General features: G+C 63.2%; 15 protein-coding genes. 10 read left to right on the top strand and 5 right to left on the bottom strand.

What is annotated here, in order from left to right; all coding sequences use genetic code 11:
• Nucleotides 1-4 precede the first annotated feature (4 nt).
• The 10 genes from AB4O36_RS09545 (at nt 5) to AB4O36_RS09500 (ending at nt 7,324) form a co-directional block, all read left to right on the top strand.
• Complete coding sequence (locus tag AB4O36_RS09545; RefSeq protein ID WP_010466069.1) at nt 5-319, top strand: c-type cytochrome; 315 nt, start codon at nt 5-7, stop codon at nt 317-319.
• A 17-nt stretch (nt 320-336) separates the two neighbouring features.
• A complete protein-coding gene (locus tag AB4O36_RS09540) occupies nt 337-663 on the top strand; it encodes a c-type cytochrome (protein WP_460141575.1) in 327 nt (108 codons plus the stop codon).
• Nucleotides 660-1,838 carry a cytochrome D1 domain-containing protein gene (locus AB4O36_RS09535; protein WP_460124017.1) on the top strand — a complete coding sequence of 393 codons (1,179 nt, stop codon included), beginning with the start codon at nt 660-662 and terminating at the stop codon, nt 1,836-1,838. Before AB4O36_RS09540 ends, AB4O36_RS09535 begins: the two co-directional genes overlap by 4 nt.
• A 1-nt stretch (nt 1,839) precedes the next feature.
• Complete coding sequence (locus AB4O36_RS09530) at nt 1,840-2,310, top strand: Lrp/AsnC family transcriptional regulator (protein WP_010466075.1); 471 nt, start codon at nt 1,840-1,842, stop codon at nt 2,308-2,310.
• Nucleotides 2,295-2,810: a siroheme decarboxylase subunit beta gene (ahbB, locus tag AB4O36_RS09525; protein WP_010466077.1), complete on the top strand. Its 516-nt coding sequence runs from the start codon at nt 2,295-2,297 to the stop codon at nt 2,808-2,810. Before AB4O36_RS09530 ends, ahbB (AB4O36_RS09525) begins: the two co-directional genes overlap by 16 nt.
• A complete protein-coding gene (locus AB4O36_RS09520) occupies nt 2,803-3,246 on the top strand; it encodes an Lrp/AsnC family transcriptional regulator (RefSeq protein ID WP_010466079.1) in 444 nt (147 codons plus the stop codon). The genes ahbB (AB4O36_RS09525) and AB4O36_RS09520 overlap by 8 nt, the downstream gene beginning before the upstream one ends.
• A complete protein-coding gene (gene ahbB, locus AB4O36_RS09515) occupies nt 3,221-3,718 on the top strand; it encodes a siroheme decarboxylase subunit beta (RefSeq protein WP_010466081.1) in 498 nt (165 codons plus the stop codon). The genes AB4O36_RS09520 and ahbB (AB4O36_RS09515) overlap by 26 nt, the downstream gene beginning before the upstream one ends.
• A gap of 26 nt (nt 3,719-3,744) precedes the next feature.
• Complete coding sequence (gene nirJ / locus AB4O36_RS09510; protein WP_460124013.1) at nt 3,745-4,923, top strand: heme d1 biosynthesis radical SAM protein NirJ; 1,179 nt, start codon at nt 3,745-3,747, stop codon at nt 4,921-4,923.
• 68 nt (nt 4,924-4,991) lie between these two features.
• Nucleotides 4,992-5,828 carry a uroporphyrinogen-III C-methyltransferase gene (gene cobA, locus AB4O36_RS09505; RefSeq protein WP_460124010.1) on the top strand — a complete coding sequence of 279 codons (837 nt, stop codon included), beginning with the start codon at nt 4,992-4,994 and terminating at the stop codon, nt 5,826-5,828.
• Nucleotides 5,825-7,324: a cytochrome D1 domain-containing protein gene (locus tag AB4O36_RS09500; RefSeq protein WP_460141574.1), complete on the top strand. Its 1,500-nt coding sequence runs from the start codon at nt 5,825-5,827 to the stop codon at nt 7,322-7,324. Before cobA ends, AB4O36_RS09500 begins: the two co-directional genes overlap by 4 nt.
• Nucleotides 7,325-7,469: 145 nt before the next feature.
• On the opposite strand, the gene AB4O36_RS09495 is transcribed toward AB4O36_RS09500, so the two are convergent.
• From AB4O36_RS09495 to AB4O36_RS09475, 5 genes are all read right to left on the bottom strand, one after another.
• Nucleotides 7,470-8,213 (bottom strand): SDR family oxidoreductase, encoded by a 744-nt coding sequence (locus tag AB4O36_RS09495; RefSeq protein ID WP_010466089.1) that lies wholly within the window; start codon nt 8,211-8,213, stop codon nt 7,470-7,472.
• A 289-nt stretch (nt 8,214-8,502) separates the two neighbouring features.
• Entirely contained in the window at nt 8,503-9,030 is a 528-nt protein-coding gene (locus AB4O36_RS09490; protein WP_010466091.1) for a nitrous oxide reductase accessory protein NosL, read from the bottom strand.
• A gap of 30 nt (nt 9,031-9,060) precedes the next feature.
• Complete coding sequence (locus AB4O36_RS09485) at nt 9,061-9,891, bottom strand: ABC transporter permease (protein WP_010466093.1); 831 nt, start codon at nt 9,889-9,891, stop codon at nt 9,061-9,063.
• Complete coding sequence (locus AB4O36_RS09480) at nt 9,888-10,811, bottom strand: ABC transporter ATP-binding protein (protein ID WP_460124002.1); 924 nt, start codon at nt 10,809-10,811, stop codon at nt 9,888-9,890. Before AB4O36_RS09480 ends, AB4O36_RS09485 begins: the two co-directional genes overlap by 4 nt.
• Nucleotides 10,808-12,097, bottom strand: a complete 1,290-nt coding sequence (locus AB4O36_RS09475) for a nitrous oxide reductase family maturation protein NosD (RefSeq protein WP_010466098.1) — start codon at nt 12,095-12,097, stop codon at nt 10,808-10,810. Before AB4O36_RS09475 ends, AB4O36_RS09480 begins: the two co-directional genes overlap by 4 nt.
• Nucleotides 12,098-12,122: the final 25 nt, after the last annotated feature.

The raw sequence follows: 12,122 nt of genomic DNA, 5'->3' as shown, positions 1-12,122 counted from the left end.
CACCATGAAAAATACATTGTTTTCACTGCTCGCCCTGACTGCCGCACTCAGCGTGCAACCGGTCATGGCCGAAGACGGACCGACACTGTTCAAGGCCAAACCGTGCGCAGCCTGCCACTCGATCGACGCCAAACTGGTCGGTCCGGCACTCAAGGATGTGGCGAAGAAAAACGCTGGAGTCGCCGGCGCCGCCGACACCCTGGCCAGCCACATCAAGAACGGCACCCAGGGTAACTGGGGGGCCATGCCGATGCCGGCCAACCCGGTGACGGATGAAGAAGCCAAGATCCTGGCGAACTGGGTACTGAGCCTCAAATAACCAACAAGGAGGGCGTCATGAGCATCTACCGACACATCGTCGTCCTGGCGGCCCTCCTCCTCTTTTGCGCAATCTCGGTTGCGTCGCCTGACGCCCAGCGTCAGGCGAAACTCGAACACCTGCTGGTCCAGGATTGCGGCGCCTGCCATGGCCTGCACATGACCGGCGGGCTTGGGCCCGAGCTGACTCGCACAGCCCTGGCCGGCAAATCCAGGGACAGCCTGATTGCCACCGTCACCCACGGCCGGCCTGGCACCGCCATGCCTGGCTGGGCCCCGTTGCTCGGCCCCGATGACATCGGCTGGCTGGTCGACCTTCTTCTGCAGGGATACCCCGCACCATGATCCGCTCCACTGTGCTTGCAGCCGCCATCGGCGTGTTGCTGTCCGGCTGCACCCAAACACCGTTGCGTGGCACCGGCGATCTCGGTGTGGTGGTCGAGCGCGCCACCGGCAGCGTGCAGATTATCGAAAGCGACACTCGCACCGCGCTCTCCCGAATCGAGGGCCTGGGCGACCTGTCCCATGCATCGGTGGTGTACTCGCGTGACCAGCGCTATGCCTACGTGTTCGGTCGCGATGGCGGGTTGAGCAAGATCGACCTCTTGACCCAACGCATCGACCATCGCGTGATCCAGGGCGGCAACGCCATCGGCGGTGCCATCAGCCAGGACGGCAAATTGATCGCCGTGTCCAACTACGTGCCCGGCGGGGTCAAGGTGTTCGATGCACGCACCCTGGAGCAAGTGGCCGACATCCCCGCCACACCGTTGGCCGACGGCAGCAAGCGCTCGCGCACAGTCGGCCTGGTGGACGCCCCCGGTCAGCGTTTCGTGTTCAGCCTGTTCGATACCGGCGAGATCTGGGTCGCCGACTTCAGCCAGGGCAACACACCTGAAATCACCCGTTACCCCGGCATCGGCCAACAACCCTATGACGCGCTGATCACGCCGGACGGTCGCTACTACATGGCCGGCCTGTTCGGAGAAGACGGCATGGCCCAGCTCGACCTCTGGCACCCCGAACGCGGCGTGAAACGCGTGCTTGGCGACTACGGACGCGGACAGGAAAAACTGCCGGTGTACAAGATGCCCCACCTGGAAGGCTGGGCCGTTGCCGACAACCAGGCATTCGTGCCGGCAGTCGGTCGGCATCAAGTGCTGGTGATGGACGCCCGCACCTGGAAACAGACCGCCGCGATTCCCGTGGCCGGCCAACCGGTGTTCGTCACCTCGCGCCCGGACGGACGTCAACTGTGGGTCAACTTCGCCTACCCCGACAACGACAAGGTCCAGGTGATCGACACCGAAACCCACCAGGTGGTCGCCGACCTACGTCCTGGACCGGGGGTACTGCACATGGAATTCACCTCGCGCGGCGACCAGTTGTGGTTGTCCGTGCGTGACGGCGACGAGGTACAGGTCTGGGACCCTTACAGCCTCAAGCCACTGAGCACCCTCCCCGCCACTGCGCCGAGCGGCATTTTCTTCAGCAGCCGCGCACAAAAAATGGGTTATTGAAATGGACCTCGACCTGCTCAGCCGCCAACTGATCGATCGCTATCAGCACGGGATGCCGTTGTGCGCCGAACCCTACCGGGAGATGGCCCAGGTGCTCGGTTGCACCGAAGCGCAGGTGATGGCTTGCCTGCAACGCCTGGAACTGGCCGGCGCCCTGTCGCGCATCGGCCCGGTGTTCGAACACAGTCGCGCCGGTGCCAGCACCCTCGCGGCCCTCGCCGTGCCCACCGAACGCCTGCACCAGGTGGCCGAGCGCGTCAGTCAGTATCCGGAGGTCAATCACAATTACGCGCGCGAGCATCACTACAACCTGTGGTTCGTGTTGACCGGCCCCGACCGCCAGCACATCGAGCGCGTACTCGAAGAACTGGAGCACGACACCGGCCTTGCCCCGCTGGACCTGCCCATGCTCACGGCCTACCGCATCGACCTCGGATTCGCCCTGGGAGACAGCCCATGCAAAGCAGTTTGAACCCCAGACAGGCCACGGCCCTGCGACGGCATCTGGAAGGCGGCCTGCCCCGCGTCTCGCGGCCTTATCAGGAGCTCGCCGAACGGATCGACGCCGACGAACACCAGGTGCTCGGGCAAATGCGCGAGTGGCATGAGCAGGGGTTGTTCCGCCGGATCGGCCTGGTGCTCAACCATCGCGCCCTGGGGTTCACCGCCAACGCCATGCTGGTGCTCGATGTGCCCGACGCCTTGATCGACGAAGTCGGCAAGCGCTTGGGGCAAGCGCCTGACGTCAGCCTCTGCTATCAACGTCCGCGACGCCTGCCGCAATGGCGCTACAACCTGTTCTGCATGGTCCACGGCCGCCAACGTGATCGGGTCGAGGCGCACATCAAGGCGTTGCTGGCCGAGCATCTGCTGAGTGACCTGCCCCATCAACTGTTGTTCAGCACTCACGCCTTCAAGCAATGCGGCGGGCGTTTTGCCCCGTCGACACCGCGAGCCTGCGCCCATGGATGACCTCGACCGTCGATTGATCAATCGCCTGCAACTGGGCCTGCCCCTGGTACGCCATCCCTGGAAAGTGCTGGCCGCCGAACTGGACAGTAGCGACATCGAACTGCTGGACCGCCTGCACCTGCTGCTCGAAGACGGCGTGCTCACCCGCTTCGGCCCGATGTTCGACATCGAGCGACTGGGCGGTGCCTTCACCCTGGCCGCGCTGGCGGTGCCCGAAGAGTGTTTCGACGACGTGGCGGCGCAACTCCATGCCCTGCCGGAAGTGGCGCACAACTATCGCCGCGAACACGAGTGGAACATGTGGTTCGTCCTCGGCTGCGCCACCGAACAACGCCTGAACGACACCCTGCAGCACATCGAGACACTGACCGGCCTGCCCTTGCTCAACCTGCCCAAAGAGGAGACTTACCATGTCGGTCTGTATTTCCCGGTCTGAGAACACCCTCGCACAGCGCCTGATCGAATTGACCCAGGCCGGCCTGCCGCTGGTCGAGGACCCCTGGGCCTGGCTCGCCGAGCAAATGGACCTGAGCGTCGAATCGACCCTGGACCTGCTCAAGCGCTTGCAGGCCGAGGGCGCCATCCGACGCATCGCCGCCGTGCCCAACCACTACCGACTGGGCTATCGCTTCAACGGCATGACCGTCTGGGACGTGCGCGACGCCGACATGCCGCGCCTCGGTGCGCTGATCGGCGCGCAGCCCTTCGTCAGCCACTGCTATCGCCGACCACGGCGCACCGACTGGCCCTACAACCTGTTTGCCATGGTGCATGGGCGCAGCAGCGAGGAAATCGACAGCTACCGCGAACACCTGCGCTACCTGCTGGGCGATGCCTGCGCCGCCGATGAGATGCTGGTCAGCAGCCGCATCCTGAAAAAAACCGGGCTGCGCCTGCCTTCAAACTGAACGCACGCCGACTCAAGGAGAGCCGTATGTTGAGGATCAGCCAATACCTTCGAGCGCTGGCCGACGCCGCGCCCGCCCCCAGGACCCGCCCTCCGGGCAGCCATCGCGCACCGGTGGTGATCTGGAATTTGCTCAGGCGTTGCAACCTGACCTGCAAACACTGTTACGCCACCTCGGCCGACAGTGTGTTTCGCGACGAACTGGACACCACCACGGCGATGTCCGTGATCGATGACCTGCACGAGGCCGGGGTCAAGGTGCTGATCCTGTCCGGCGGCGAACCGCTGTTGCGCCATGACCTCTTCGTGCTGAGCGCCTACGCCCGGTCCAAGGGGTTCTTTGTCGCGCTGTCCACCAACGGCACGTTGATCAACGAAGACAACATCGCGCACATCCGCGCGGCGCAATTCGATTATGTCGGGATCAGTATCGATGGCCTGGAGGCCACCCACGACGAATTCCGCCAACTCAAGGGCAGCTTTGCCAGTTCCATGCGCGGCATCCAGTTGTGCCGCGAGCAAGGCATTCGCGTGGGCCTGCGCACCACCCTCACCCAGGAAAACCACGCGCAACTGCCGCAACTGCTGGAGCTGATGCGCGAATACGACGTGCAGAAATTCTACCTCTCGCACCTCAACTACAGCGGTCGTGGCAAACGCAGCCGCAAGCTCGATGCACGGCAACAAATGAGCCGCGAAGCCATGACGCTGATTTTCGAGCGAGCCTGGGCCGACATCCAGCAAGGCCTGGACAGCGATTTTGTCAGCGGCAACAACGACGCCGATGCCGTCCTGATGCTGCAATGGGTGCAGCAGCATCTGCCTCGGCACGCTCCACGCCTGGAACGCATGCTGCTCGACTGGGGCGGCAATGCCTCAGGCAGCGGCATCGCCAACATCGACAACACCGGCGAAGTGCACCCGGACACCTACTGGTGGCAGCACTCGGTGGGCAATGTGCGGCGCACGCCATTTCGAACCTTGTGGCTGGATCAACCCGACGCCTTGTTGCAGCAATTGCGCGTGCACCCACGCAAGGTCGGCGGCCGCTGCGCCCATTGCCGCTGGCTGGCCATCTGCAACGGCAACACCCGCACCCGCGCCTGGGCCGAGGGTGACCTCTGGGGCCAGGACCCCGGTTGCCACCTCAGCGATGAAGAAATCGGCCTGCCGCCGATCAACACGATTGCCTGCATCACCCATTGATTGCCCGTTCGGCCAACCACCTAAAAAGGCTGGGGCCGATCAACCTGATGAAGCACCAAGGACGTTCCATGCCTTTATCGATCGCTCTACCGGCAACACTCGAGTCCCTGTTCAGACCGGGCGAAGTCGCCCTGGTCGGTGCCGGCCCCGGCGATCCGCGCCTGCTGACCCTGCGCGCCTGGAGCCTGTTGATGCAGGCCGACGCCGTGGTCTACGACCGCCTGATCAGCCCGGAACTGCTGACGCTGATCCCGCTGACCTGCGCCCGGCATTACGTTGGCAAGGCCAGTGGTTGCCACAGTTTGCCCCAGGAGCAGATCAACCAGTTGCTGGTGGATCTGGCCGACCAGGGCCAGCGTGTGGTGCGGCTCAAGGGCGGCGATCCGTTCATTTTCGGGCGGGGTGCCGAAGAGCTGGAATACCTGCTGGCGCGCAACGTCGATTGCCAGGTCGTGCCCGGCATTACCGCCGCTTCCGGTTGCAGCGCTTATGCCGGCATCCCCCTGACCCATCGTGACCTGGTCAACTCCTGCCGTTTCATCACCGGTCACCTGCACAACGATGGCGACTTGAATCTGCCGTGGCACGACCTGGCCGACGACAGCCAGACCCTGGTGTTTTACATGGGGCTGTCGAACCTGGGCATCATCGCACGCAAGCTGATCGAAGCCGGGCTCGCGGCCGACACGCCGGCGGCGTTGATCAGCAATGGCTCGCGCCCCGATCAGCATGTCGTCCGTGGCACGCTGCACCAACTGCCGACCCTGGCGCTGGAGTGCCCGCCCGGGGTTCCGACGCTGACCGTGATCGGCAAGGTCGTCGACCTGTTCGCGACGCAACCCATGGAGCACCCGGCGCGTTTTTATCCGATACAGGCCGTGCAGCGCCGTAAGGTGGCGCTATGAAAGGTGCGCTGCTCGTTCCCCTGCTGCTTGTCGGCGCCGCGCAGGCACACGCAGCCTCGACGCCCGCCGCACTGGCCGAGGCCGCCAGCAACTACCAGCAACATTGCCAGAGCTGCCACGGCGCCACCCGGTTTGGCGGCACCGGGCCTGCGTTGCTGCCGGAGAGCCTGAGCCGGATCAAGCCGGATGAGATCCGCAAGGTGATCAGCAACGGACGCCCAGCCAGCCAGATGGCCGCCTTCAACACGGTGTTCAACCCGGCGCAGATCGACGCCTTGGCGGACTTTCTGCAACAGCCACCCGCCACCCCGCCGGTGTGGACCGATGACGACATTCGCAACAGCCACATCATCGTCACCGATATCAAGCAACTGCCCAGCACACCGCAGCACGGCGCCGACCCACTGAACCTGTTCGTGGTGGTGGAAGCCGGCGATCACCACATCAACATCCTCGATGGCGATCGTTTGAACGTGCTGGCCCGGTTCACCTCGCACTTTGCCGTGCATGGCGGACCAAAGTTTTCCCCTGATGGTCGTTTTGTCTACGTGGCATCACGCGATGGCTGGGTCAGCCTGTATGACCTGAACAACCTGAAGCTGATTGCCGAGATCCGCGCCGGGCTCAATACGCGCAACCTGGCGGTGAGCAAGGACGGCCGCTGGGTGCTGGTGGGCAACTATCTGCCAGGCAGCCTGGTCGTGCTCGATGCCCGGGACCTGTCGCCGGTCAAGACCCTTCCCACGATAGGCCAGGATGGCACGGCTTCGCGGGTCAGCGCGGTCTATACCGCGCCGCCACGGGACAGCTTCATCGTTGCGCTCAAGGACGTGAAAGAAGCCTGGGAAATCTCCACCGCCGGCACACCCGATTTCGAACCCCGGCGGATTCCGGCCGAGGACATGCTCGACGACTTCTCCTTCTCACCCGACTACAAGCAACTGCTGGCCACCTCGCGCAAGGCCAAGGGTGGCCAGGTGATCGACCTGGACAGCGGCAAGGTGGTCACCGACATCCCGCTGCCGGGCATGCCACACCTGGGTTCCGGAACGTACTGGAAGCGTAAGGGTGAGTGGGTGTTCGCCACGCCGAACATCAGCAAGGGGCTGATCTCGGTGATCGACTTCAAGACCTGGAAACTGATCAAGGAAATCCCGACGCTGGGGCCGGGTTTCTTCATGCGCAGTCACGTCAACTCACGGTATGCCTGGACCGATGTGTTCTTCGGGCCGGACAACGATGCGATCCACCTGATCGACAAACAGACCCTGAAAATCGCCCACACCCTGCGCCCGATGCCCGGCAAGACCGCCGCCCACGTCGAATTCACCCGCGACGGCCGCCACCTGCTGTTGAGCATCTGGGCCACCGACGGCGCACTGATCGTCTACGACAGCAACACCCTCAAGGAAATCAAACGCATCCCGATGAACAAACCGTCGGGCAAATACAACGTGGGCAACAAGATCGAGTTTGCCGAAGGGACTTCGCATTAGTCCACAATTCATAAACCACACAACCCCACTGTGGGAGCGGGCTTGCCCGCGAAGGCGTCGTGTCAGTCAATATATTCGTCGTCTGACACACCGCCTTCGCGAGCAAGCCCGCTCCCACAGGGAGGTGGTGTTCGTTGGGGATGTGTCAGGCCAGGGTATAACCGTGGTCCACCCGCCAATCCTGGCCGTACACACCGCGTGCGCCTTGGGAGAGCTGGAAGACGATCACGTTGGCCACCGCAGCGGCATCGAGGAAATGCCCGGGCAGCAAGCGCTTGCCCAGGTGATCGGCGACATTGTCGAGCTCGCCGTCGCTCAGGCCAAGGTTGTCCCACATCGGGGTGGCGGTCGGGCCTGGTGAAACCAGGTTGATGCGCACATCACAAGGGGCAAACTCCACCGCCAAAGTACGCGCCTGCGCTGCCAGTGCGGCCTTGCTGGCGATGCAGGCGGCCAAGCCGGGGAAGCTCGAGCCGGTGAGAAAACTGCCAACGAACACCACCGACGCCGGGCTCGCCAGTTCACCGCGCAACGCCGCCAACGTATTCAGCGCACCCGCCCCGTTCACTGCCCACTGACGCTCAAAGGCAGACAAATCGAGACTGTCGGCCATCTCGGCAATGCCCGCATTCGGCACCAGGTAATCCACCGGTCCCAGCGCCGCTGCACGTCGCGCCAGCGCCTGCAAATCCAGTTCAGAGGTCACATCACCGGCCAGCCATTGCAAACGCTCGCCATAGATCTGCTGCAAGGTTGGCAACTCTCCCACCGTCCGCGACATGGCCAATACCTTCACCCCACGCGGCAACAGCGCCGCACACAAGGCCAGGCCAATGCCGGAACTGGCGCCGGTGATCACCGCCAAACGATCCTGAAACTCGGTTTTCATCATGTTCTCCTGGGCATCGACGATGCCGGGCACTCGCGACCTTACGGGAGCTCATCTTTGAACATGCGGGGGAATATCGACTTGACGGCGATCAGATTTTCAAAATGGCGATTTGTGAACGGCAGAAGCTTTTGTGGGAGCACATTTACTCAGAATTGATGTCGCCTGACATGGCCTCTTCGCGGGCAAGCCCGCTCCCACAGGGATCTTCAGTGGTCCCGGTGGTTGTGAACACCAGGGATACAGTGTAGGAGCGAGCTTGCTCGCGATAGCAGTGTGTCAGTCACCCTCAATGCATCGAATGACCAGCCATCCCCGGCTGCTGCAGTACAGACTGGTCGATCTCGCTGAAACGCAACACCCGCCCACCCTGCTCTTCGGCCAGTTTGTCAGCCATGTGCTTGCTGGAGAACGACGCCAGCACCACCCCCATCGCGCCCTTGAGTTGGGTGCCCACCACGTAGAACGCATCCCTGGCATCAATCAATTGCGCATCATCGGGCTTGTCCCACGCCACGCGGCCCATGTCGTGCACATACAGTTTCGCACCGCGGTGTTGGTTCTCCGGCTGTAGCCACCAGCCAATCATTTCTGCCGTGCTGCAGAATTTCTTCACGCCGCTGCGCTCGACCACTTCGCCCTTGGGCCCCGGAAACTCGCCGATGATCATGCCGCAGACATGGCATTCGTCACTGGAATGAAACGCGACGGGCTGCAGGCTGTTGCTGGCTTCGACCGGTTTGTCACAGCCGGTCAGCAACAGGCAAGCCATCAAGCCCGCCACCGCGCCCACGGTTCTCAGATAAAGCGTACTCATCGTCAACTCCAAACATTTCAAGACAGGAATTCAGGTCGCCCGGCGACGGAACAGCAGCCAGGCCGCACCCAGCGGCGCCGCCACCCACAACAACAGGCACAGCCAGAGCATGGCGCCCGGCAGCGGCAGATCGCTGCCCAGGGTCAGCACCCCGGCGGTCGTGGCGCCGCCATCGAAACCGGACAGATTGATCAAGCGATAGACGTCAGCCGGGTTGAGCAACAGCAACCAAGGCAGCACCTTGGGGTTGAACTGCCCTTCGCTGAGCACCAGCAATGCCAGCAGCGCCAGGTCGAACACCAGCACAAAAAAGAACCACACCCCCAGCGCCAGCCCGGCTGCGGTGGATTTCTCGGCCGAGACGCTGCTCAGCACATAGGCGAGCCCCAGAAAGCCCCAACCGAGCAAGGTCGACGACAGCATGAAGCGACCAAATGCCCAGACCAGCAGGCTCAGTTCGACGTCGTCGACCAGCACCGCGATCGCCAGCATCGCGCAGCCAAAACCCAGCAGCGTCGCCAGCGCGAGGATGCCGCCGTGGCCGATGAACTTGCCGAGCAGGATGTGCCCGCGCCCCAGCGGATACGTGAGCAGCAACAGCAAGGTGCCGCTTTCGTCCTCGCCGACGATGGCGTCATAAGCCAGCAACAAGGCAATCAGCGGCATCAGGAACGTCGCCAGGCTGGCGAGGCTGGCGATGGTCGCCGGCACCGACGTAAAACCCAGTTGCCCGGACGCCGCTGCACCCAGCCAGGCAATGCCAGTGGCCAGCACTGCGAACAACAGGCTGATCGCCAGCAACCAGCGGTTGCGCAGGCCATCGCTGAACTCCTTGCGGGCCATGTTCCAGATTGGGTTCATGCGGTCTCTCCCTTGGCGTGTACACCGGCCTGCCCCATGTAATAGCGATAGAGGTCTTCCAGGGACGGAGGGGCAATTTCCACGTCGCTTGGGTCGTCCTCGTTGAGTAGCTGACGCAACAGGCGCAGCTTGCTGCCATTGAGCGCCGCCACTTCCAGCCCTTCCACGCCCCAGCGCTGGGTGACGTGCCCGTCGATGTTCCAGGAAGTCTGCAAGGACCCTGCGCGCTTTAGGCCGTTGGCACGGATCAGCGTCGGCAGGCCCGCGTCTTCGCGCAACTTGCGCAGGCTGCCGAGCGCCAGCAGCCGGCCCTGGGTCAGGATCGCGGCGCGGTTGATGTGCGCCTCGACCCCCGGCAGCACGTGGGAGCAGATGATGATGCTGGTGCCCTGGCCCCGCAGGCGGTCGAGCAGGCGGTACAGGTCCTGGGTGGCAATCGGATCGAGGCCGACGGTCGGCTCGTCCAGCAGCAACAGGCGAGGCTCGCCCAGCAGCGCCTGGGCCAGGCCGAGCCGTTGACGCATGCCCTTGGAGTAGGTCTTCACACGCCTGCGCGCCGCAGCCGCCAGGCCGACCTCCTCCAGCAACTGGTCCACCTGAGCGTTCGAAGCGCCCTTGAGGCGGGCAAAATGGCGCAAGGTTTCCAGGCCGCTCATCTGCGGATAAAACGTCACGTTCTCCGGCAGGTAACCGAGCAGACGCCGCACGTGCGGATCGCTGGGCTGGCGGCCAAATACCCGCACCTGGCCGTCGCTGGCTTCCAGCAAACCGAGCACCAGTTTCATGCTGGTGGTCTTGCCCGCACCGTTATGGCCGAACAGGCCCAACACTTCGCCCTCGCCCAGGCTCAGGTTCAAATCATGCAAAACGGTGGTCTGCCCATAGCGCTGGCTGACGCCTTCGATGTCGATGACATTCATCCGATGGGCTCCTTGATCAGTGTTTCAGTGGTCGATTTCATCAGCGGATGGCTGTCCATCACGCCCGGCGACTTCATCACCGGAAACGCCCGTTGCACCCAGCGCAACAACTCGATGCCCGGGCTGTTCATCAGCAGGCGTACCTGAGGGTACATCCACAGCAGGCGGTCGACGTTGTCGTTGGGTTCGTAGGCGATATCGCCCAGGCCGTCGTTATTGCGGTCCCAGCCCAGGTAGTCGCTCCAGTAGTTGCCCCGGCCGTCGATCGACCATTCCTGCAAACGGGTGGCGACGTACTTGACCTGGCGCTGGTTGCCGACAAAGGCGTTGTCGGCGATGCGGTTGTCCTCCGAGCCGGCCGTGAGGTGGATGCCCACGGCGCTGCGCTCGAAGTGGTTGTGTTCGATGCTGTTGAACAGCGAGTTGTAGATGAACAACGCCTTGCCTTCGGCGCCGGTGATCATGGTGTCGCCGGTGGAGCCGTCGCGCACGTCACTGACGAAGTTGTCCCGCAATGTGGAATAGGTGATGTAGTTCATCAGGATCCCGTAGTTCTGATCCTGTTCGGAGCGGTTGCCGGTCACCGTCAGCTTGCGGCTTTGCATCAGGGCATAGCCGGTGCGGGTGCGGCGGGTGATGTTGTCGATGACCTGGTTGTCGTTGGCGAACATGTAGTGCACGCCATAACGAAGGTCTTCGAGCGTGTTGCCTTGCAGCAGGTTGCCGTTGGAGGTGTCGATGTAGATGCCATCGCGGGCTTCGCGCACGTGGTTGCCAATGACTTTGGCCCCCCGCACGGCATACAGGTGAATGCCATTGCCGCGATCCTGCGAGCGCAGCGTCGGATCACCCTGAATGTCGTTGTCGATCAGGCTGGCATCGTGGGTACTGTCGACCCAGATACCAAAGCCCTGCCCTTGCATGCGGTTGCCCTTGATCACGGCACCCCGGGCCTTGGGTTGCAGGAACACCGCCGAGTTCATGGCGGTGAGATCATGCCCCCAATCGAGAAAGGTACAGCCCTCGATCGTCACGTCGGGTGCGCTGACCGTCACCCCATTCCCCTGCCCCTGCGCCTGAAACACAGCGCCGGGTTCACAGACGATCTGCATCGGCGAATCGACGCTGAACGAGCCGCGATACTCGCCCGCCGGCAGGTGCCAGCGTTGCTGCGCGTCCTGTTGCAGCGGCAGATCAGTAATGGGTTGTACGGCCAACGCACTGCCGGACATCGACAGGAGCGCGAACACGATCACCTTGATCGGGTTGCCCAAGATTGCGGTCATCGCTGCACTCCTGTCCTCAACCACC

The organism is Pseudomonas sp. S2_E01 (genome assembly GCF_054668365.1).
The sequence above is the reverse complement of the archived record's forward strand: the minus strand, read 5'-3'. Positions and strand labels throughout refer to the sequence as shown.

Coding starts and splice junctions, on each gene's coding strand:
- AB4O36_RS09545 (WP_010466069.1), top strand. CDS start 5: ATGAAAAATACATTGTTTTCACTGCTCGCCCTGACTGCCGCACTCAGC.
- AB4O36_RS09540 (WP_460141575.1), top strand. CDS start 337: ATGAGCATCTACCGACACATCGTCGTCCTGGCGGCCCTCCTCCTCTTT.
- AB4O36_RS09535 (WP_460124017.1), top strand. CDS start 660: ATGATCCGCTCCACTGTGCTTGCAGCCGCCATCGGCGTGTTGCTGTCC.
- AB4O36_RS09530 (WP_010466075.1), top strand. CDS start 1,840: ATGGACCTCGACCTGCTCAGCCGCCAACTGATCGATCGCTATCAGCAC.
- ahbB (WP_010466077.1), top strand. CDS start 2,295: ATGCAAAGCAGTTTGAACCCCAGACAGGCCACGGCCCTGCGACGGCAT.
- AB4O36_RS09520 (WP_010466079.1), top strand. CDS start 2,803: ATGGATGACCTCGACCGTCGATTGATCAATCGCCTGCAACTGGGCCTG.
- ahbB (WP_010466081.1), top strand. CDS start 3,221: ATGTCGGTCTGTATTTCCCGGTCTGAGAACACCCTCGCACAGCGCCTG.
- nirJ (WP_460124013.1), top strand. CDS start 3,745: ATGTTGAGGATCAGCCAATACCTTCGAGCGCTGGCCGACGCCGCGCCC.
- cobA (WP_460124010.1), top strand. CDS start 4,992: ATGCCTTTATCGATCGCTCTACCGGCAACACTCGAGTCCCTGTTCAGA.
- AB4O36_RS09500 (WP_460141574.1), top strand. CDS start 5,825: ATGAAAGGTGCGCTGCTCGTTCCCCTGCTGCTTGTCGGCGCCGCGCAG.
- AB4O36_RS09495 (WP_010466089.1), bottom strand. CDS start 8,213: ATGAAAACCGAGTTTCAGGATCGTTTGGCGGTGATCACCGGCGCCAGT.
- AB4O36_RS09490 (WP_010466091.1), bottom strand. CDS start 9,030: ATGAGTACGCTTTATCTGAGAACCGTGGGCGCGGTGGCGGGCTTGATG.
- AB4O36_RS09485 (WP_010466093.1), bottom strand. CDS start 9,891: ATGAACCCAATCTGGAACATGGCCCGCAAGGAGTTCAGCGATGGCCTG.
- AB4O36_RS09480 (WP_460124002.1), bottom strand. CDS start 10,811: ATGAATGTCATCGACATCGAAGGCGTCAGCCAGCGCTATGGGCAGACC.
- AB4O36_RS09475 (WP_010466098.1), bottom strand. CDS start 12,097: ATGACCGCAATCTTGGGCAACCCGATCAAGGTGATCGTGTTCGCGCTC.